The following is a 19,149-nucleotide window of genomic DNA, read 5'->3' as shown; positions in this document are numbered from 1 at the left end:
TTCCCATAATATAAAAAACCCGTCAGGCATAGTCTGACGGGAAATGTAATTTGCATTTTTATTTTGTTAATTATTCTACTCCACAACTGTTTTCATGTTCATCTTCATCTGCATTAGGATCGAATCCTTCAAGGCCCTTATATGTTTTACCATTTTTCTGAGCATAATCATAAATAGCAGATTTAATTGCATGATCTGCAAGCACTGAACAGTGAATCTTGACAGCAGGTAGACCGCCAAGCTCATCAATAATCTGTTTGTTTGTTACTGCTAAAGCTTCTTCTATGGTTAATCCCTTAATCATATCTGTAGCGACACTTGAAGATGCTATTGCAGAACCACAGCCAAAGGTCTTAAATTTTGCATCCTTGATGACATCATCTTCAACCTTTATGTCGATTTTCATCATATCTCCACAAACAGGACTTCCATATGTACCTGTTCCGTCTGCATTATCAATTTCACCAACATTATGTGGGTTCATGAAGTGATCCATTACTTTATCATTATACATTGCCATAATATATTACCAACCTTTCGTCTTAGAAACAGAAGAAATGTTTCTCAATTTGTTTACAACCCCAACTAATTCTTCTACAACATAATCAATATCATCTTTCGTAGTAGGATCTCCCACTGTAAATCTTAATGATCCATGTATTCTTTCTACTGGTATTCCTAGTGCAGAAAGTACATGAGAAGGAACAAGTGATGCCGAAGAACATGCTGAGCCAGTAGATACGGCAATCCCTTTCATATCTAAATAAAGAAGCATCGCTTCGCCTTCGATAAATTCAAAAGTAAGGTTAGCATTTCCCGGAAGTCTAAATTCTTTGCTACCATTAAGTGTAACATTCTCTATTTTTGACATCACTTGATCAACAAAATAATTTCTCAGTTCACTTATTTTTTTAACATGTTCATCAAGATTCTCATATGCTAACTCTGCTGCTTTACCAAACCCTACAATACCAGGGAGGTTTTCAGTTCCTGCTCTTTTCTTACTTTCCTGAGCACCACCATGCATAAAGTTAGAAAGCTTTACGCCTTTTCTAATAAATAATGCTCCCGTTCCCTTAGGGCCATAAATTTTATGTGCTGACATTGACATTAAATCAATCCCTAATTCTTTAACATCAATATGAACATTACCTAAGGCTTGTACCGCATCTGTATGGAAAATAACTCCATTTTCTTTAGCGATAGCTGCCAATTCTTTTATTGGTTGAATAGTGCCTACTTCATTATTTGCAAACATTATACTAATCAAAATAGTTTTATCAGTTATTGCTGCTTTTAATGTTTCAGGATTTACTCTCCCATCCGGCTCTACATCAAGATAAGTTACGTCATATCCATGTTTTTCAAGATAATCGCAGGAATGCAGCATAGCATGATGTTCAATCTTGGTTGTGATGATGTGATTACCCTTATTCTTTAATGCATCTGCTATTCCGAAAACCGACCAGTTATCCGCTTCAGTACCTGAAGCTGTAAAGAATATTTCCTTATCTTGTGCATTGATAAGCTTTGCTACTTGTACTCTTGCTTTTTCCATAGCTTCCTTAGAAGTAGCACCAATTGTATATAAGCTGGATGGATTTCCAAACATTTCTGTGAAATATGGAATCATTGCCTTCATTACGGCTTCCTTAACAGGAGTCGTTGCTGAATAATCTAGATATACTTGTCGCATAATTTGCTCCTTTTATTTAAATATAAATTAATTTTCCAATAAATATTATACCAACATTTCCAGAAATATAAACCCCTTTTTTAAAATTTCCTAGTAAATAAATATGATATAAGGCTATTTTCTTATATAGGATCAAAGCAAGACAATTTATAATTATCATTATTTTTCTTAAAAACCACATGATAATTACTTTCCATGAAGTAATCTTCACTTAGCCCGCTCATCTCCCATAGAATATCTACCCTGTATGTCATATATTCTAACAAATTTTTTTCTAATTTAACATTTGTAAAGCTCATTTCTTTCACTACGTCTATTTGTGTGTTTTCCCATTGCCTCAATTGTTTTATATCTTCTGTTATAATAGGATATGTCTCAATTTTTTCTAGGTCAGCTTCTGCTTTTTCTTTCGTGATTTGATTATAAAAAGCTTTTTGCATAATGCTTGTCCTCTGTTCAAGTATATCTTTTACTATGTCCTCTTCTACAGGATTACTAAATCCTGAAAAGACACTGATAATAATTACAATAATGGCACCAAATGTTAATAAATGATAGTATTTCTTCATAACGCATATACCTCCAGAAATACTATATAAATAAAACAGCGAGAAATTTGTTACTTCTCGCTGTTTTTCTAAAGTAAATTAATTCACTTTTATTTCAATTTCGACGTCTTCTTCAACATCTTCTACAATTTCTATGTTTGACAGTTGATTTCTAAAACTCTCTCTAAATTTAGTCAAATACTCTTTTCTGAGTGTTTGCTGCTCTTCTTTTTCAACATCAGTTAATCCGACACGTTTTGATTTTTTTGCCAATTCATTAATTCTATCAATTTTTTCTTTTGAAAGCATTTTATATTCCTCTCTGTTAATTAAACCCTTTTTACTATCTCATATGCTCTATGCTCGTTTTGCTCTAATTAAAGTACTCTTGCTAATACCTGTTTGTTCTTCTACAATCTTATAGCTGTTATTCTTTAACAGAGTAAGTGCTTCTTCTATTTCAGAATCAGAAAATTTTTTCGGTCTTCCCTCTTTAAATCCTTCTTTAGTTTTAGCAATAGCTTTTCCAGTCTGAGTTCTTTCTATTATCATGGCCTTATCAAATTCTGCGAAGGCATACATTATATTTACAATCATTTTACCTGTATGTGTTCCATCAATCATACCCATGTTTATAATATTTATACGTATATTTTTACTTAATGCTTCTTCAATAAAAGCGATACCTTCCTTTATTGTTCCACAAAGCCTGTCCAATTTAGAAACTACTAAAGTATCTCCGCCATACATCTTAGTAACACATTCTTTTAAACTGGGTCTTTCTTTTGGATCCTCATATTTTTCAATTATCATTTCTGCACTGGGATATCTTTGCTTAATTAGTTTTGTTTGATCTTCTATTGAGTTCGCTTCAAATTGACCCCTTGATGAAACACTAGCATATCCATAAATCATTTGTATCAACCTTTCATATTTTGACTATAAGTTTTGGCACACAGTATGTTTTTTATTATATAATAGTTCTTTAAATACTGTCAACAGCCACGGAAAATTTTCTAGCAGATAAAGCTACTGAAATTTCTGTATGAGGATTGCACATCCTATTTTTTACGGGCAAAACTTCAAAATAAATGGTGCTAATCCTATGGACAAGCACCATTATACAAAAAAATATTTACTGTAATAAAATTATGTTAAGAAATCTTACGTTCTAATCTTAGTTTATCAGCTATAATTGCGATGAATTCCGAATTGGTTGGCTTTCCTTTGTCATTATGTACGGTATATCCAAACAAATTATTTATTGTTTCAATTTTTCCTCTGTTCCATGCAACTTCGATAGCGTGTCTTATTGCTCTTTCAACTCTGCTTGGTGTTGTATTATTAATTTTTGCTATTGCTGGATATAACTCCTTAGTAACTGCTCCAAGTAAATCCATGTCTTCAACTACCATGGTTATAGCATCTCGTAAATACTGATACCCTTTTATATGAGCAGGAACACCCACTTCATGAATAATATTTGTAATATCAACTTCCAAATCATTACTTGTTTTTTCTGTGCTATTATTTACCACAGTTCTTATGCTGGTAAGTTTTCCAGATCCTTCTTCAATCCCCTCCCCAAAAAGTTGATTGATTCGTTTTGATAAAACACCCAAATTAAATGGCTTAACCAAATAATATTCAGCGCCTAATTTTGTTGCTTTCTGAGTAATTGATTCTTGTCCCACTGCAGAAAGCATGATTGTTTTTGGATATTTTGGCAAATCCATGTTATTTATGCTTTCTAAAACACCAAGACCATCCAGGTGCGGCATAATCATGTCTAAAATCAAAACATCCGGTAAATACTTTTTCACACAATCTACAGTTTGTATTCCATCATTTGCTACAAAGGTAATATCAATATTTTCTTGTTCTGTGAAATAATCGCTCAGAATTTCGCAAAAATCCTTATTATCATCTGCAATTCCGATACTTATTTTTGTCATCACATATCCCCCTTAATTTCATAATAATCATCATAGATTATTATATTATTTAGCAATACTCCAGCATCTATTAATTTATACTTTTTCTGTAGTTTATGCAACATAAATTATCAGAAAATATACATAAGTTCTGTCATTTTTCGACATGATTCGACATTTGTTCCTGCATCATCCACTCAATAAAAATGCCATAACCTTTTTGAGGATTGTTGACAAATACGTGAGTTACAGCACCTATAAGCCTTCCGTTCTGAATAATCGGACTACCACTCATGCCTTGAACAATTCCACCACTCTTCTTCAAAAGTCTTTCATCTGTCACCTTTATTGTCATACTTTTTGTATCTGGTTTAGCTTGTTTATTTACTTTTTCAATTTCTATTTCAAAACAATCTACTTTATTATTATCTAAAGTTGTCAAAATATATGCTGGGCCTACTGTAACAGAATCCTGATATCCAACTGGTAAAGGTTTGGCATAATATGGATTAGTTATTTTGCCATATAAGCTGCCAAATATGCCGAATTCAGTATTTTTTTCCAGACTGCCAAGCGGATCATCAGCCTCATAGAATATACCTCTTATTTCACCGGGGTCTCCCGCTTTACCCTGCTTGACAGACTCTACCCTTGAATTCACCAATTCTCCTTCCGCTACTGGGAGGATTGCAGAAGTTTCAGGATCAGTTATTGCATGGCCTAATGCTCCATAGTAGTTGTTCTGTGGATCATAATAAGTTAAAGTTCCAATACCTGCCGTCTTGTCCTTGACCCAAATTCCTAATTTATACATATTGTCAGATTTCGCTATGACAGGGGTTAAACTTATCTCTATAATATCGTTTTTTCTCTGAAGTTTCAACAAAACCTCACCTCTTATTTTATTTACGATATTCTGCACCTCTGTGGCACGATAAACTTTTTGTCCATTTATCTCTAATATTGTATCACCAATTTGTAATCCAGACAATATCCCTGGATTAACTACTTCTCCAGTTATGGTTTCAATTTCCTGAAGACCTACAATTAAAACCCCTTTGACATCCATCTTAACGCCTATAGATTGACCTCCAGGCATTAATACTTTCTCTGTTACAACATTAATAGCTGCTGGTGCAGGTTCTTCTGTCTGTTTTACAACCAGTGAAATACCTGTAATAACAGCAACTAATAAAACAAATACACATAGCCCTTTAACAATTCCATGTACTCTCATTTTTTTCATAAAGCAAATAACTCCTAGCTTTCAAAGTCTTGTAATAATTCTAATAATTCATTTTCACTCTTTACCACTACACCCTCAGAAAATAATTTCTGATCCTCCTCACTCAGTAGTGAAAAAAGAATGTCCGTAGTTCTAAGTAGGTTTTCTACTCCATTCTTATCATACTGGTAAATTTTTATTACCCCATCTGATTCCTTAACTAAATAATATTCACTTGATTGATTTTCTTGAACATTATTATCATTATTATCTGAATTTAAATTACTATTTTCAGAAACCTTATCCTTTTCAATGTTATTTTGCTTTACTGTTTGATTAACATTTGTACTAATATTCTCACTTTCAATTGTAGCCTCCGGGGAGGAAAGGAGACTAGTAATCAAATATCCAATACCTAATATGGCAACTAATGTGATATAAAAGCCTTTTCGCTCTATTAAACTTTTTTTTCTTGTAAACATAAAAACCACCTCTTACTAGGATAGTTTTAACAGAATTACCTATTTTAAACCGTAATTTTACTTTTAAATTTTGCAAAAGTTTTTTCACCTATACCGCTGACATTCATAATTTCCTCAATTTTTTTAAATTGGCCATGCTCCTGCTTATAAGAAATGATTTTTTCAGCTGTTGAAGGACCTATTCCTTTAATGGTTTGTAACTCAGCAGAAGTAGCTGCATTGATATTAATTAATCCTTCTGAATCTGGATTCAGTTCATTTTGTTGATTATGGTTTTTATCTGCATTAGTAACAACTGAGGACTTACTATTTTGCATAGGTTGTTCAGCTGTGCCATTAGCAATCTGATCTTTTGTAAAAACAGTTATTTTGTCTTCATCCTTTACAATTTGTGCAAGATTAAGATTGCTTATATCTGCATCATCTTTTAACCCTCCTGCAATCTCTATTACTTCATAAACCCTTGCCCCTTCTTTCATTTCATAAACATAAGGTATCTCGACTGCTCCGGTGATATCAACATAGATTTTTTCCGGTTTATTTTTTTCTACTTTCTTCTCCCCGATTGCATTAGATGTTACAGTCTCTTCTATCTGCTTTTGATTTTGAATCCTACCATCTGCATTATTTATTAATTTAAATTCGTCATTATCCCCTTTATAGTCACGAATACAAAAAACAAAAAAAGCAGCCGCAAAAAGTATAAAACCCGCAGCTACCTTTATAATCATTTTCTTATGATACCTAATAAAATTTTCAACATAATCCCTATTTAAATAACTTTTCATAATATACCCCCCTTGAAAATAAATGTTAATTTATGATTAATTTAACTTTATTTTACATTGGTAAATTATGGATGTCAACATTTTAATTGTAATTATATGGTGAATTTATTGCTGAAAATTATGTTTACTCTCATTACATCAATATCATATCTTGACACATCTATATTTAAAAACCTTATTATTGCATCAATAAGTAATTCTGGGCTTAAATTAGACTCGCTTCCAGCATCCAAAGAAGCTGAAACAATTATTTTGCCATTAACTTTAGAAAAAGCTAACTTAATAATTTTGGTTTTTATGTCTAAATCCACTAACTCTTTTGATTTTTTCTGCTTCTTTTTTACAATAATATGTTCCTGCGAAAGAAATTCATGACAAATTTCTTCGCAGCTTTTTCCTTTTAATAACTCTTCCCCAAAAGGTATTCCTATAACATACTCAGCTGATTCCGTAAGCGCCGCTAAAGTTTTGCCGTCTTCTTTATATTCAACGCAACCTAGTATTTTCAATCCCTCAGGCATTATAGAATCTAATTTATTTTTGATTTCTTCAACCAAAATATCTTGTGATGTTTCAAATTCCAGCAATTCTGAAATACTAGAGTATCCTAAAGAAAGTGGCTGTGCAAATCCCATCTTAGGGTGGGGATTAAAGCCATGGGAATAATCTAATTTTATACCTACACGTTTAAAACTTCTTTTAAATAATCTTAATAAATCCAAATGTGATGTATATTTAAAATAGCCTTCTTTGGAGAACTTTAATACATACTTAGCCATTAATACCCTCCATTTCACACTTTACATTTTTATTCATGCCACAACCAACACAACCCTTTCTGCAATCTTGGGTTATTTCCTCTTTCCTAGCCTTATCATTTTCGCTCATTAAAAATTCTTTTGTTACACCACAGTCAATAATTTCCCATGGCAGGATTTCATTATAACTTCTTTCTCTGATTGTATAAAAATCTTTATCTATGCCTGTTTCCTCAAAAGCCTTCATCCACGCATCATATTTAAAGTGTTCAGTCCATCCATCAAATTTGCATCCTAATTCAAAAGCTCTGATAAGAACTTTTGATACACGTCTGTCCCCTCTTGCAAATACAGCTTCCAAAACACTTGTATCCGTACCGTGGTAATTAAAAGTTACGCCTTTAATAGGTCTTAACTTTTCTCTAAGGTATTTATGTTTCTCACTAAACTGTTCTGCTGAATCCTGTGACATCCATTGAAAAGGAGTATGTGCCTTTGGAACAAAGTTTGACACACTTACGGTTACATTAAATCTCCCTTTCCCATTAATTTTCTTATTCATTTCTACAATATTTGAAGCTATTGCATAAATTCCATCTATATCCTCAAAGGTTTCTGTTGGCAGACCATTCATAAAATAAAGTTTAATGTTCTTCCATCCTAATTCAAGGGCTTGTTCTACAGAGTTATAAATATTTTCCTCTGTAATACATTTGTTTATAACATCCCTAAGCCTTTGGGAACCTGCTTCAGGTGCAAAGGTCAGACCAGATTTCTTATATCCTTGTATTTCCTGTAATACTTTAAAGGAAAATGAATCTAGCCTAAGTGAAGGTAATGATAATGAAACATTATTATTTTTGCACATATGCATCAAATTAGTTGCTAATTCTTCAAATTTAGAGTAATCACTTGTGGATAAGGATAATAAAGACAGTTCCTCATGACCTGTGTTTTCAAGTTGTTTTTTAGCAAGTTCTTCAATTAGCGCCATTCTTCTTTCTCTTACTGGTCTGTAAATCATACCTGCCTGGCAAAAACGACATCCTCGAGTGCAGCCTCTAAATGTTTCCACAACAGACCGGTCATGTACAGTTTCAATGAAAGGTACAATTGGATCCACAGGAAAATCAACTTCATTTAGATCAGGAATAATGCATCTTAGAATTTTATCTGGTGCTCCTTCATATAGCTTGTCCACTCTGGATATCTGGCCATTTTCGCCATAAACAGGATTATAAAATTTAGGAACATAAACCCCTTGAAATTTTACAATTCTTTTATAGAACTCTTCTCTATTTTCTCCTGCATTTTGTGAAATCTGATATTCATTAAATAATTTAATTAATATTTCTTCTCCGTCTCCAATTAAGAAAATATCTACAATATCAGCCAAAGGTTCTGGATTATACGCACAAGGCCCCCCTGCTATAATTATAGGGTAACTTTCATCTCTCTCTTCACGTCTTAAAGGAATCCCTCCTAGATTTAAAATATTTAAGATATTAGTAAACGAAAGTTCATATTGAAGGGTAAACCCTAAAAAATCCACAACATTTATAGGAGTTTTCGTTTCTAATGTAAAAAGAGGTGTTTTCTCTTCTCTTAAAATTTGCTCCATATCAAGTCCAGGACTAAATACCCGTTCACAATAAATATTTTTTTCTTTGTTTAAGATATTATATAAAATCTGCATACCTAAATATGACATACCTATTTCATAAGTATCTGGAAATGCAAAGCAGAATCTTGTCATATCCTTTGTGATTTCTTTTTTTGCAGAATTAAGTTCGCCTCCAATATATCTAGCCGGTTTTTCAACTCTTTTTAGTATGTTGTCCAAATTTAAATTTAAGTTCATTGAACCTTCTTACCTTTCTTTACTCATTAATTCATCTATCGTAATACCTAATCTGTCCTCAATTTTTGACAACAGTAGTTCTGTTTCTGCTTGTTTCTTTAGTATTCTACTCACCGCATCAGGTCTGTCTTTAACCTTTTCTACAATATATGCCATGCGTTCAGCTAGGCCTACATATTTATCTTCTTTTACAACTCTGTCTCCAAAACAGACCATGTCAACTTCTGCTAGGTCATCCACCTCTTTTTTTAATTCATAAGTCATATGAGCCTTGATAATGTCTGCCTCATCATTATATCCCAATAATCTGGCAATTTGCGCACCTTTCTCTTGATGATTTTCCTCAACCCTAGCAATATCGTGAATTAAAGCTGCTCCCCGAATTAATTCTATATCTAAATGGCTGCCTTTCTGATTTAATGCTATTGCTAATTTAACAGCAGCATCAGCTACTGCCTTACAATGTCTAATCACATGAGGCGGCGTATTATATTTTTTTAACAATTCCAAGCATTCTTCAACAGTTAAATATTTATGTGGCATAAAAGTAACCGAACCTTTCAATGCTGATTGATTACAGCAGCGTTGTTTTTATCTAAATACGTATTATATCACATTTTTTCTATAATTAGCCATAGTTTCCTCTGTATACTCCATGGCATTTTTAGTTTTATCCTTTAAATCTTTTATATTGTCAAGAGTATTTAAGCATGTTTCTTTTATATCTAAGGTTGTATAATCCTTAAAAATAACCATCTCTACTTTGTTTGTAACCTGGCCAATCATTTTATTGTCCGAAGCTTGACATCCCATGAAAATTAAACCAATAATTATACAAATGATTGTTTGTTTTATAATTCCCATAACATTACCCTCCCCCATATTTATTAATACGTTGAAGTCCTTTAAATAATGCTATTATTAACAAATTAATAGGCAGTCCACTTTGAACTGCCTATTAATTATTTAATATTCTTCGAAATATTCAAATTCATAATCAAATATACTTATTGTATCTCCTTCTTCAAGTCCCATTTTCTTTAATTCTTCTAATGCACCTTTCTTTTCAATATATTTATACAAATATCTCAAAGAACCGCTATCATTAAAGTTAGTAGAATCAAAGATTTTCTTAAGCTGCTTTCCTGTAACCACATAGGTTCCATCGTCAGCAACTGAAGTATAAATCTCCTTGAAGTCTTCTTCCATATCATCTCTTTCAAAGTCAAAGAATTCATATTCTTCTTCCTGGTCAGGGGCTTCTAAGGCCAGTTTGTCCAACATTGCTGCTGCTTCAGCTAGTAACTCATGAATACCAAGATTAATAGGGGCAGAAATCGGGAATACTTTGATGCCCTTTGATTCCACATATGCCTTAAACTCAAGGAACTTAGGATCATCTTCCTCCACCATATCCATTTTGTTTGCTGCAACAATCTGAGGTTTTAAAGCTAGCTTTTCATTGTACAACTTTAATTCATTGTTAATTTTATCAAAGTCTTCAATAGGATCTCTGCCTTCAGAACCGGATATATCTACTACATGAATAAGAACCTTTGTTCTCTCTATATGCTTTAAAAATTCATGGCCTAAACCAGCTCCCTGATGTGCGCCTTCTATAATTCCTGCAATATCTGCCATTACAAAACCATCATCAAAAATCGCAACCACTCCTAAGTTAGGAGTAATCGTTGTAAAATGATAATTTGCAATCTTTGGGTTTGAATTTGTAGATACAGATAATATAGTAGATTTACCTACGTTAGGAAAACCAACTAACCCCACATCTGCTATTAGTTTCATCTCTAAAACTACATTTCTTTCTTTTGCAAAACCACCTGCCTCTGCAAAATTGGGAGCCTGACGTACAGAGTTCTTAAAGTTCACATTACCCTTACCGCCTTTACCACCTTTTGCGGCTGTAAAACTATCACCAGATTTTACAAGATCCTTCATAACAAATCCAGTTTCTTCATCTATTACAACAGTTCCTGGCGGTACTTTAATAATAAGGTCCTCTCCTTTTTTACCAAACCTTTTCTTTTTCATACCGTCCTGTCCATTTTCTGCTTCATATTTTCGTTTAAATCTAAAATCCATAAGAGTTCTAAGACTTGCATCAGCCATAAAGACAACATCTCCGCCTTTACCACCGTCACCACCGTCGGGGCCGCCTTCTGGGACAAATGGTTCTCTTCTAAAAGTTACAGCACCATTCCCACCTTTACCTGATTTAATTGTTATTTTGGCTCTATCTACGAACATATTTGAGCCTCTCCTTCCTATACAGAAAAATCCCAATATAAAACTATAATTTATTTTAAAAGCCCCTATAAATAGGGGCTTTAGAATCAATTTAAGCTTCTTTAGGATAAACGCTTACTTGCTTTCTTGTTTTGTCATATCTTTCGAACTTTACAGCTCCATCAATCTTAGCAAATAAAGTATCGTCTCCGCCAATGCCTACATTATTGCCAGGGTGGAACTTAGTTCCTCTCTGTCTAACTAGGATGCTACCCGCACTTACGTACTGACCGTCGCCTCTCTTAACGCCTAAACGTTTCGACTCACTATCACGACCGTTCTTGGAGCTACCTACTCCCTTCTTACTTGCCATAGACTACACCTCCTTTTTCTTGTGCTATCTTGCTAATTTCTTAGCTATTATGATAAGCTAACTTATCAATGATTTAAAAATTATTCTGCTGCTTCTTCAGCTTCATTTGCTGACTTAGTTTTTCTAGCTTTTCTAGCAGAAACCTTTTCGATCTTAATCATTGTATAAGGCTGTCTGTGTCCCTGCTTCTTTCTGTAGTCTTTCTTTGACTTATACTTGAAGATGATAACCTTCTGTCCTTTGCCATGTTCAACTACAGTTCCGGCTACATTACAACTTTCAACGTATGGAGCTCCAACCTTAACTGTTTCTCCATCGCTTATTAAAAGTACTCTATCGAAAGTAATCTTTTCTCCAGCTTCTACATCTAACTTTTCAACTGTGATTACATCGCCTTCCTGTACTCTGTACTGCTTTCCGCCTGTTTCAATTACTGCGTACATATGTTCTATACCTCCTCTATCCAGTCTCGCCATTTAAAGGTAGCAACCTAAAAAGTTACATTTACAAAAACCCATTCTGAGCGGCTTACAATAAAGTATAATATCATATAGGACATGTAGTGTCAAATGTTTTTTATGTAAACTACAATATTTTTAATCCTCAATAACAACACCATCTTCATCTACTAATAGACCTTCTTCTATTTCTTCTACCTCATTTGTAGGTTTCATATTCTCTTTTAACAATGCTTCTATCCTATTTAAAATCTCAGGATTATCGATCAAGAATTTCTTAACATTTTCTCTTCCCTGTCCAATACGATTACCGTCAAAACTGTACCAAGATCCCGCTTTTTCTACGATTTTAGCCTCAACACCACAGTCTAATACATCGCCTTCTTTTGAAATTCCCCTTCCATACATAATGTCAAATTCAGCCTGCTTAAATGGCGGTGCAACTTTATTTTTTACTATCTTTACTCTTGTTCTATTTCCAAGTACTTCATCTCCTGCTTTTATGCTTTCAATCTTTCTTACATCAAAACGCATAGTTGAGTAGAATTTAAGTGCTCTGCCTCCAGTCGTTGTCTCAGGATTTCCAAACATAACCCCAACTTTTTCACGAAGCTGGTTTATAAAAACTACTGCAGTATTTGATTTATTTATGCTTCCAGTAAGTTTTCTAAGCGCCTGAGACATAAGCCTTGCTTGAAGCCCCACATGACTATCTCCCATATCGCCTTGAATTTCAGCTCTTGGAACTAATGCAGCTACAGAGTCAATAACTACGATGTCAAGAGCTCCGCTACGAACAAGCATTTCACAAATTTCAAGTCCCTGTTCACCAGTATCAGGCTGTGACACAAGTAATTCATCTACATCTACACCTAAATTTCTAGCATACTCAGGATCAAGAGCATGCTCCGCATCAATAAATGCTGCTTTTCCTCCTGCCTTCTGAGCTTCAGCAATTATATGAAGAGTAAGCGTTGTTTTACCTGAAGATTCAGGTCCATAAATCTCAATTACTCTTCCTCTTGGAATACCACCTATACCAGTAGCAATATCCAGGCTTGCTGAACCTGTAGAGATAGCTTCAACATTTAATTTGGCCGAATCATCACCAAGTTTCATAATAGCTCCCTGTCCAAACTGCTTTTGAATTTGAGCCATAGCCTCTTTTAGTGCTTTTTCTTTTTCACTTTTATTTATATTTACATTAACTTCTTTAATTTCTTTACTAGCTGCCATTTGTTCCCCTCCTAAACACGATGAACATTTGTTCTTTGTTAATAATACCTTACTGATACGCTTTGGTCAATAGTTTTTTTACAAAAACAAACTTACAGTTATGTGGATATTTCTATATTAATATACAAATTTTACCATGTCAAGTGCTTTATCCTATCATATGTCTGTAATTAAGCCATATTAATACGGAGACATCATTCAATTAATTCTTTAACCAATTCAAACATAGTCAACATAGAAATAGTTCTATTTGATTTTCTATCACCTTGCAGCCTTAATTCCCTACATATTTTTTGATCATCATATACCGCACAAACATATACTAGTCCAACTGGTTTTTCTATAGATCCTCCACCAGGTCCTGCGACCCCTGTAACAGACACACCTATTCTAGTTTTGGAAACTCTTTGTATACCTTCTGCCATCTCAACAGCTGTCTGTTCACTAACTGCACCATATTTATCCAGGGTGGCCTTTTTTACGCCTAATTCTTCCATTTTAGCTGCATTACTATAAGTTACAATACCCCTATCAAATACAGCAGAAATGCCCGATATATCCGTTAAAGTCTGCGCAAACATTCCACCTGTGCAAGATTCAGCACAGGAAATAGAAAGATTCTTTTCTATTAATAAATTACCAACTACCATTGGTAATTTTTCATCAAAGCCCCTATTAAAATTCTCAGAATTTCTGTCATCGCTATTCTTCAGTTTTTCATTCATAATAAAACCTTCTTTCGCTTCGATTTTTCCAAATACGTTAATATGCCATAAATCTTTGATTTTTAAATAAAAATTAAGCAAAACGAGCTGCTCCAAAATATTAATTTTGCAACAGCTCTTGTAAATTCTTATATTGTCAAATTTATCCCAACGAATTTTTTATTTTAATTTATACAAACAGATATCTTACTGTAAGGTGCTAATCATTACATAGAAAATACTGATTTATTCTTTAGTATGTATTCAATACCAGAATAAATCGTCATAATCAATGATGCCCATAAGAAACCATTGGCTAACATAGTAATATAGGTTAGAACTGGAGCAAATGTTTCTACGTTTACAAGAAGTAAAAGAGGTACTGCAATCATCTGCAGTACAGTCTTTATTTTCCCACTCATACCTGCTGCTATAACAATTCCTTCTGAAGCAGCTACAGTTCTCATACCTCCTATTGCAAACTCTCTTGCAAGGATAACTATAAGCATCCAAGCTGGCACTAGGCCATTGCCTACCATAAGACAAAATGCGGAATAAACTAAAATCTTATCAGCAAGCGGGTCCATAATCTTACCAAAATTAGTTACAAGGTTGTACTTCCTCGCAATCTTTCCATCCAGCATATCTGTCAGTGATGCGACAATAAATATAAGAAAAGCTATTAAATTATATCCCATCATATATGATGCTACAAAAAAGGGAACAGCAATTATTCTCCCTATGGTTAATTTATTGGGTAAATTCATCTCTATACCTCCACTCCTACTAAATCATAATCAAATGCGTCTGTAATCTGAACCATAACCATGTCGCCTGGTTTCAAAACTCTATTAGATTTGAAGATAATTGAATTATCTATTTCAGGAGCATCATACTCAGTTCTACCAATGTAAGTGCCTTCTTCGTCCTGTTCCTCTACAAGGACTTGTAAAGTTTGTCCAACTTTCTTTTGATTAGATGAAAGAGAAATCTCCAATTGGAGTCTCATAATACAATCCTTACGTTTTTCTTTTACATCAGAACGTACCTGCCCCTTCATTTCTGCAGCAGGTGTACCTTCTTCTTTAGAATAAGTAAATACTCCAAGTCTTTCAAACTTCATATCTTGTACAAAATTGTAAAGTTCATCAAATTCATCTTTTGTTTCTCCAGGAAAACCAGTAATCAAAGTCGTTCTTATATTAATATCAGGCATAGCTTTTCTGAGTTTCTCAATCTTAGTAACTATGCTTTCACTTGTTGAACGCCTATTCATTAATTTTAAAATCTTATCACTGCTATGCTGAATAGGTATATCCAGATAATGGCACACCTTCTTTTCATTTGCCATAACCTCAATTAACTCATCTGTAATCCGGTCTTCATAGCAATACATAAGCCGAATCCAGTGCAATCCATCAATCTTACAAAGCTTTTTAACAAGTTTGGCCAGTGTAAATTCACCATATAGATCAATTCCATAAGCCGTAACATCCTGGGCAATCAAAATCAATTCCTTACAGCCACGTCCTGCTAACAGTTTGGCTTCCTGTAATATATCCTCTTCTTTTCTGCTTCTATAATGTCCACGAATATGAGGAATAATGCAGTAAGCGCAAATATTATCACAGCCTTCTGCAATTTTAATAGTAGCTGTATATGGATTTCCCTCCAGCTTTCTGGCCTTTATCTCAGTAAATTCCTGATTGCAATCATAAACATGAATTTCTCTCTCTGTCTGATGCTGTGATAAGATTTTAGGTAACTCATGATATTCATTAACACCAAGAAATATATCTACTTCAGGCATTTCCTTAAATAAATCATCTCCATAGCGCTTAGAAAGACAGCCAGATACAATAAGTAAACGCTTCTTATCCTGTTCTTCCTTTAATTCTGCCATTTCAAAAATTTTATCAATGGACTCCTTCTTTGCATCATTAATAAAGCCGCACGTGTTCACAATAATAGCATCACTGTCAACCGGATTATCTACTATACAATGCCCGTTCTGTTCCAAAATCCCTGCGGCCATTTCAGAATCGTTACTATTTTTGGGACAACCCAAAGTTTCAAAATAAATATTCATTCAAAATTTCCCTTTTATTTTATTATTTTTTATGAGGATTTTATAAAATTTCTTCAGGAACCCCATTGTCCTCAAGCACTTCTTCTCCCTCTGATCTTATATTCATAAGCTCATCCAAAGTCATCAGTACTTGTCTAGGTCTGCTGCCATCAGCAGGCCCTACAATACCTCTTGCTTCCATCATGTCCACAATTCTTGCAGCTCTGTTATAGCCTATTCTAAACCTTCTCTGAAGCATAGAAACGGAAGCCTGTTCTGCACGAACAACGGTTTCAATAGCATCTGCCAAAAGTTCATCCCCATCATCGGAAACCTCTGGAGTATTAGCTTTTTCAATACTAGATATAACGTCATTTGCATATTCAGTTTCTGTGTACTGCTTCTTTAAATGTTCTATAACGCTATGTACTTCAGAATCGGAGATAAAGTTTCCCTGAACTCTGACCGGTTTTCCTGAGCCTAAAGGATTAAACAGCATATCTCCTTTTCCTACAAGCTTTTCAGCTCCAGCCATATCTAAAATAGTTCTGGAGTCAAACTGTGACGATACTGCAAAAGCAATTCTTGAAGGAATGTTTGCTTTAATTACACCAGTAATAATATCTACAGATGGTCTTTGTGTGGCAACAATTAAATGCATCCCCGCAGCTCTGGCCATCTGAGCTAGTCTGCAGATAGATTCTTCCACTTGTGATGGTGCTGCCATCATTAAATCTGCCAGTTCATCGATAATAATTACAATCTGAGGCATAAACCGATCCGGTTCGCCTTTTTCCTTAACCAACTCGTTAAATCCAGCCAAATCACGTACGCCCTCTTCTGCAAACTTTTTATATCTGTCTGTCATCTCCGCTACAGCCCAGTTAAGCGCTGCTGCTGCCTTACTTGGTTCAGTAACCACCGGAATCAGCATATGGGGTATACCATTATAGTTTCCAAGTTCAACCACTTTAGGATCTACTAGCACAAATTTAACCTCATCAGGTTTAGCTTTGTATAAAATACTAACAATTATACTATTAATGCATACACTCTTACCTGAACCTGTGGAACCTGCTATAAGCATATGTGGCATAGTTTTAAGATCAGCTACAATTGCCTTGCCCGCAATATCTTTTCCTACTGCAAATGTAATCTTTGATTTTGAATCTCTAAATTCTTTAGAATCAATAATTTCACGAACAGTTACCATATTAATTTTTTCATTTTCTACTTCAATGCCAACTGCTGCTTTACCAGGTATGGGAGCCTCAATTCTTATACTTTTAGCCTCTAAGTTAAGGGCAATATCATCTGCCAGCCTAACTATACTGCTAACCTTCACCCCCGTATTGGGATGTATTTCGTAGCGAGTTACAGCTGGACCTTGTGTGACCTGAACAACCTTAGCGTCTACTTTGAAGTCCTGTAATGTTTTTTCTAACTTTGCAGCTTTTGTCTTTAAATTGTTAGTCAAAGCCGCATCATTTTTGTTCGTGTTATTTTTATTCAGAAGCTCAATTGAAGGGAATTCATACTTTGCCATTGCTTCACCTGATTTACTTACGTTAAGCTCTGTGGTATCTAGTTTTGCACTTATGGCCTCCTGCTTTGTAAGCTTCATCTGCATCTGGTGTCCACTTTCAATTTCATTTTTGTTTAAAGGCTCTACTTGAATAGGCGTCTTTTCTGGCTTACTTTCAATTTCTGATATATTTTCATGCAACAACTCTGTAGATGGCTCTTCATAGCCTTTAATTTTTAAACCTGATAAATCAATTGGTTTAGCTGCTACAACCGGCTCTGATATAGAAACAGGTATAGTAACATCATCAGAAAGTCCAAAACCTACAGGTATTGGAGCCGACTCTTCCAGCCCATAACTTATTTTTAATTCTGGCTCAGGCTTAACTTCGTTTTCTAATTGGCCTTCATTTTCCTTTTTCCCCTTAAAAAGCTTGTCATCCTTCATATAGTCTAAAATATTTTTCTTTTTTTCACTAGACTTAGCCTGATGAATCATAGGTGTGTAGTTTTTCTTCAAATCTAGTTCAAGCTGTTTTTGTTTTTCCACCATTAGTTCAGCCTCTTCTGCCGCTGCCTGATCTTCTATTTCCTTTTTTACTTGCTTTTTAATCTTATAATTATCAATAAACTGTGATATAGGTGTATTTATTATAAGCATTAAACAAACAATTATCACAAGCGTAGCAAAAATATAAAGCCCAGTAGTGCCTACGGCAACAATAACAATTAAGGCTAAAAACATACCTATTGCTCCACCGTTTGCCAACTTTATCCCAGCTTTAAACCAGCTTAAGAAGTCAACATATGCAAAAGATATTTTATTTACATCAATATACCTTCCACTAAAAATAATTGAAAACATAAGAAATGTTATCACCAATAAGATTGCTGACCGTTTGTTTATATGTGTTGTCTTTTTTAAAAGCAGTAAAATGCCATAAAGAATCAGATAATATGGCAAAATAATAGCAACTTGTCCAAAACAGCCTAAGAAAAAATTTTTTATAACTACACCTAGTTCTCCTGCAGCTTCGGTTTGAATGGATAACGCAAAAAAAACACCAATAGCCATTATTATTATAGCCCAGATTTCGTCCTTCACTCTGCTGCCTGTCCTATTTTGGGTCTGTGCAGACTTTTTAGCCGCGCTGCTTTTCGTACTCTTCCCCGCTCCAGATGCTTTATTTTTAGATCCAGGCGGTCGTCCCGGCTTCTTTTTTTCTTCTGCCATATTATAAATACCTCGC

General features: G+C 34.3%; 21 protein-coding genes and 1 other annotated feature. All 21 genes read right to left on the bottom strand.

From position 1 onward, the window contains the following. Nucleotides 1-70: 70 nt before the first annotated feature. The 21 genes from nifU to RTW14_RS07865 all read right to left on the bottom strand — a co-directional run bounded on the left by nifU (nt 71) and on the right by RTW14_RS07865 (nt 19,133). Complete coding sequence (nifU, locus tag RTW14_RS07965) at nt 71-520, bottom strand: Fe-S cluster assembly scaffold protein NifU (RefSeq protein WP_331654418.1); 450 nt, start codon at nt 518-520, stop codon at nt 71-73. 6 nt (nt 521-526) lie between these two features. Continuing rightward, nucleotides 527-1,696, bottom strand: a complete 1,170-nt coding sequence (nifS, locus tag RTW14_RS07960; RefSeq protein WP_312649205.1) for a cysteine desulfurase NifS — start codon at nt 1,694-1,696, stop codon at nt 527-529. Between the two features lie 122 nt (nt 1,697-1,818). Then, nucleotides 1,819-2,265, bottom strand: coding sequence for a hypothetical protein (locus RTW14_RS07955; RefSeq protein ID WP_312649203.1), 447 nt, complete (start codon nt 2,263-2,265; stop codon nt 1,819-1,821). 78 nt (nt 2,266-2,343) lie between these two features. Next, nucleotides 2,344-2,553: a DUF896 domain-containing protein gene (locus RTW14_RS07950; protein WP_312649201.1), complete on the bottom strand. Its 210-nt coding sequence runs from the start codon at nt 2,551-2,553 to the stop codon at nt 2,344-2,346. Nucleotides 2,554-2,601: 48 nt separating this feature from the next. Continuing rightward, a complete protein-coding gene (locus tag RTW14_RS07945) occupies nt 2,602-3,159 on the bottom strand; it encodes a recombinase family protein (RefSeq protein WP_312649199.1) in 558 nt (185 codons plus the stop codon). Nucleotides 3,160-3,398: 239 nt separating this feature from the next. Beyond that, nucleotides 3,399-4,199 carry a sporulation transcription factor Spo0A gene (spo0A, locus tag RTW14_RS07940; RefSeq protein ID WP_312649197.1) on the bottom strand — a complete coding sequence of 267 codons (801 nt, stop codon included), beginning with the start codon at nt 4,197-4,199 and terminating at the stop codon, nt 3,399-3,401. A 133-nt stretch (nt 4,200-4,332) separates the two neighbouring features. Then, on the bottom strand, nt 4,333-5,424 hold the full coding sequence (gene spoIVB / locus RTW14_RS07935; protein WP_312649194.1) for a SpoIVB peptidase: 1,092 nt from the start codon (nt 5,422-5,424) through the stop codon (nt 4,333-4,335). A gap of 14 nt (nt 5,425-5,438) precedes the next feature. Next, the gene (locus RTW14_RS07930) at nt 5,439-5,885 is read right to left on the bottom strand and encodes a hypothetical protein (RefSeq protein ID WP_312649192.1); all 447 of its coding nucleotides are present in this window, start codon (nt 5,883-5,885) and stop codon (nt 5,439-5,441) included. A gap of 44 nt (nt 5,886-5,929) precedes the next feature. Beyond that, nucleotides 5,930-6,673, bottom strand: a complete 744-nt coding sequence (locus tag RTW14_RS07925) for a helix-hairpin-helix domain-containing protein (RefSeq protein ID WP_312649190.1) — start codon at nt 6,671-6,673, stop codon at nt 5,930-5,932. A 92-nt stretch (nt 6,674-6,765) separates the two neighbouring features. Next, the gene (locus RTW14_RS07920) at nt 6,766-7,452 is read right to left on the bottom strand and encodes a TIGR03936 family radical SAM-associated protein (protein ID WP_312649188.1); all 687 of its coding nucleotides are present in this window, start codon (nt 7,450-7,452) and stop codon (nt 6,766-6,768) included. Then, nucleotides 7,445-9,292, bottom strand: a complete 1,848-nt coding sequence (locus RTW14_RS07915; RefSeq protein ID WP_312649186.1) for a TIGR03960 family B12-binding radical SAM protein — start codon at nt 9,290-9,292, stop codon at nt 7,445-7,447. Before RTW14_RS07915 ends, RTW14_RS07920 begins: the two co-directional genes overlap by 8 nt. Nucleotides 9,293-9,301: 9 nt before the next feature. Then, nucleotides 9,302-9,835, bottom strand: a complete 534-nt coding sequence (locus RTW14_RS07910; protein ID WP_312649184.1) for an HD domain-containing protein — start codon at nt 9,833-9,835, stop codon at nt 9,302-9,304. 63 nt (nt 9,836-9,898) lie between these two features. Then, nucleotides 9,899-10,156 carry a hypothetical protein gene (locus RTW14_RS07905; protein ID WP_312649181.1) on the bottom strand — a complete coding sequence of 86 codons (258 nt, stop codon included), beginning with the start codon at nt 10,154-10,156 and terminating at the stop codon, nt 9,899-9,901. A 102-nt stretch (nt 10,157-10,258) separates the two neighbouring features. After that, a complete protein-coding gene (gene obgE, locus RTW14_RS07900) occupies nt 10,259-11,557 on the bottom strand; it encodes a GTPase ObgE (protein WP_312649179.1) in 1,299 nt (432 codons plus the stop codon). A 91-nt stretch (nt 11,558-11,648) separates the two neighbouring features. Further along, complete coding sequence (rpmA, locus tag RTW14_RS07895) at nt 11,649-11,909, bottom strand: 50S ribosomal protein L27 (RefSeq protein WP_128745471.1); 261 nt, start codon at nt 11,907-11,909, stop codon at nt 11,649-11,651. 80 nt (nt 11,910-11,989) lie between these two features. Continuing rightward, nucleotides 11,990-12,352 (bottom strand): 50S ribosomal protein L21, encoded by a 363-nt coding sequence (gene rplU, locus RTW14_RS07890; RefSeq protein ID WP_312649176.1) that lies wholly within the window; start codon nt 12,350-12,352, stop codon nt 11,990-11,992. Between the two features lie 12 nt (nt 12,353-12,364). Beyond that, nucleotides 12,365-12,449 (bottom strand) — a sequence feature (ribosomal protein L21 leader region). Between the two features lie 56 nt (nt 12,450-12,505). Next, nucleotides 12,506-13,603, bottom strand: a complete 1,098-nt coding sequence (gene recA, locus RTW14_RS07885) for a recombinase RecA (RefSeq protein ID WP_312649174.1) — start codon at nt 13,601-13,603, stop codon at nt 12,506-12,508. A gap of 194 nt (nt 13,604-13,797) precedes the next feature. Further along, nucleotides 13,798-14,409, bottom strand: a complete 612-nt coding sequence (locus tag RTW14_RS07880; protein ID WP_312649172.1) for a CinA family protein — start codon at nt 14,407-14,409, stop codon at nt 13,798-13,800. Nucleotides 14,410-14,534: 125 nt separating this feature from the next. After that, entirely contained in the window at nt 14,535-15,074 is a 540-nt protein-coding gene (gene pgsA / locus RTW14_RS07875) for a CDP-diacylglycerol--glycerol-3-phosphate 3-phosphatidyltransferase (protein ID WP_312649170.1), read from the bottom strand. 2 nt (nt 15,075-15,076) lie between these two features. Beyond that, complete coding sequence (gene rimO, locus RTW14_RS07870; protein WP_312649168.1) at nt 15,077-16,396, bottom strand: 30S ribosomal protein S12 methylthiotransferase RimO; 1,320 nt, start codon at nt 16,394-16,396, stop codon at nt 15,077-15,079. A 40-nt stretch (nt 16,397-16,436) separates the two neighbouring features. Next, on the bottom strand, nt 16,437-19,133 hold the full coding sequence (locus RTW14_RS07865; RefSeq protein WP_312649166.1) for an FtsK/SpoIIIE family DNA translocase: 2,697 nt from the start codon (nt 19,131-19,133) through the stop codon (nt 16,437-16,439). Nucleotides 19,134-19,149 lie beyond the last annotated feature (16 nt).

This window comes from Aminipila sp. (assembly GCF_032051575.1).
Taxonomy (GTDB): Bacteria; Bacillota; Clostridia; order Peptostreptococcales; family Anaerovoracaceae; genus Aminipila.
The sequence above is the reverse complement of the archived record's forward strand: the minus strand, read 5'-3'. Positions and strand labels throughout refer to the sequence as shown.

Excerpts from the sequence above, each read along its gene's own strand:
- rpmA (WP_128745471.1), bottom strand. The coding sequence starts at position 11,909 with ATGGCAAGTAAGAAGGGAGTAGGTAGCTCCAAGAACGGTCGTGATAGT.
- RTW14_RS07865 (WP_312649166.1), bottom strand. The coding sequence starts at position 19,133 with ATGGCAGAAGAAAAAAAGAAGCCGGGACGACCGCCTGGATCTAAAAAT.
- obgE (WP_312649179.1), bottom strand. The coding sequence starts at position 11,557 with ATGTTCGTAGATAGAGCCAAAATAACAATTAAATCAGGTAAAGGTGGG.
- spoIVB (WP_312649194.1), bottom strand. The coding sequence starts at position 5,424 with ATGAAAAAAATGAGAGTACATGGAATTGTTAAAGGGCTATGTGTATTT.
- RTW14_RS07930 (WP_312649192.1), bottom strand. The coding sequence starts at position 5,885 with ATGTTTACAAGAAAAAAAAGTTTAATAGAGCGAAAAGGCTTTTATATC.
- nifS (WP_312649205.1), bottom strand. The coding sequence starts at position 1,696 with ATGCGACAAGTATATCTAGATTATTCAGCAACGACTCCTGTTAAGGAA.
- RTW14_RS07950 (WP_312649201.1), bottom strand. The coding sequence starts at position 2,553 with ATGCTTTCAAAAGAAAAAATTGATAGAATTAATGAATTGGCAAAAAAA.
- RTW14_RS07915 (WP_312649186.1), bottom strand. The coding sequence starts at position 9,292 with ATGAACTTAAATTTAAATTTGGACAACATACTAAAAAGAGTTGAAAAA.
- rplU (WP_312649176.1), bottom strand. The coding sequence starts at position 12,352 with ATGTACGCAGTAATTGAAACAGGCGGAAAGCAGTACAGAGTACAGGAA.
- recA (WP_312649174.1), bottom strand. The coding sequence starts at position 13,603 with ATGGCAGCTAGTAAAGAAATTAAAGAAGTTAATGTAAATATAAATAAA.
- RTW14_RS07925 (WP_312649190.1), bottom strand. The coding sequence starts at position 6,673 with ATGAAAAGTTATTTAAATAGGGATTATGTTGAAAATTTTATTAGGTAT.
- RTW14_RS07955 (WP_312649203.1), bottom strand. The coding sequence starts at position 2,265 with ATGAAGAAATACTATCATTTATTAACATTTGGTGCCATTATTGTAATT.
- RTW14_RS07905 (WP_312649181.1), bottom strand. The coding sequence starts at position 10,156 with ATGGGAATTATAAAACAAACAATCATTTGTATAATTATTGGTTTAATT.
- pgsA (WP_312649170.1), bottom strand. The coding sequence starts at position 15,074 with ATGAATTTACCCAATAAATTAACCATAGGGAGAATAATTGCTGTTCCC.
- spo0A (WP_312649197.1), bottom strand. The coding sequence starts at position 4,199 with ATGACAAAAATAAGTATCGGAATTGCAGATGATAATAAGGATTTTTGC.
- RTW14_RS07920 (WP_312649188.1), bottom strand. The coding sequence starts at position 7,452 with ATGGCTAAGTATGTATTAAAGTTCTCCAAAGAAGGCTATTTTAAATAT.
- RTW14_RS07910 (WP_312649184.1), bottom strand. The coding sequence starts at position 9,835 with ATGCCACATAAATATTTAACTGTTGAAGAATGCTTGGAATTGTTAAAA.
- RTW14_RS07945 (WP_312649199.1), bottom strand. The coding sequence starts at position 3,159 with ATGATTTATGGATATGCTAGTGTTTCATCAAGGGGTCAATTTGAAGCG.
- nifU (WP_331654418.1), bottom strand. The coding sequence starts at position 520 with ATGGCAATGTATAATGATAAAGTAATGGATCACTTCATGAACCCACAT.
- rimO (WP_312649168.1), bottom strand. The coding sequence starts at position 16,396 with ATGAATATTTATTTTGAAACTTTGGGTTGTCCCAAAAATAGTAACGAT.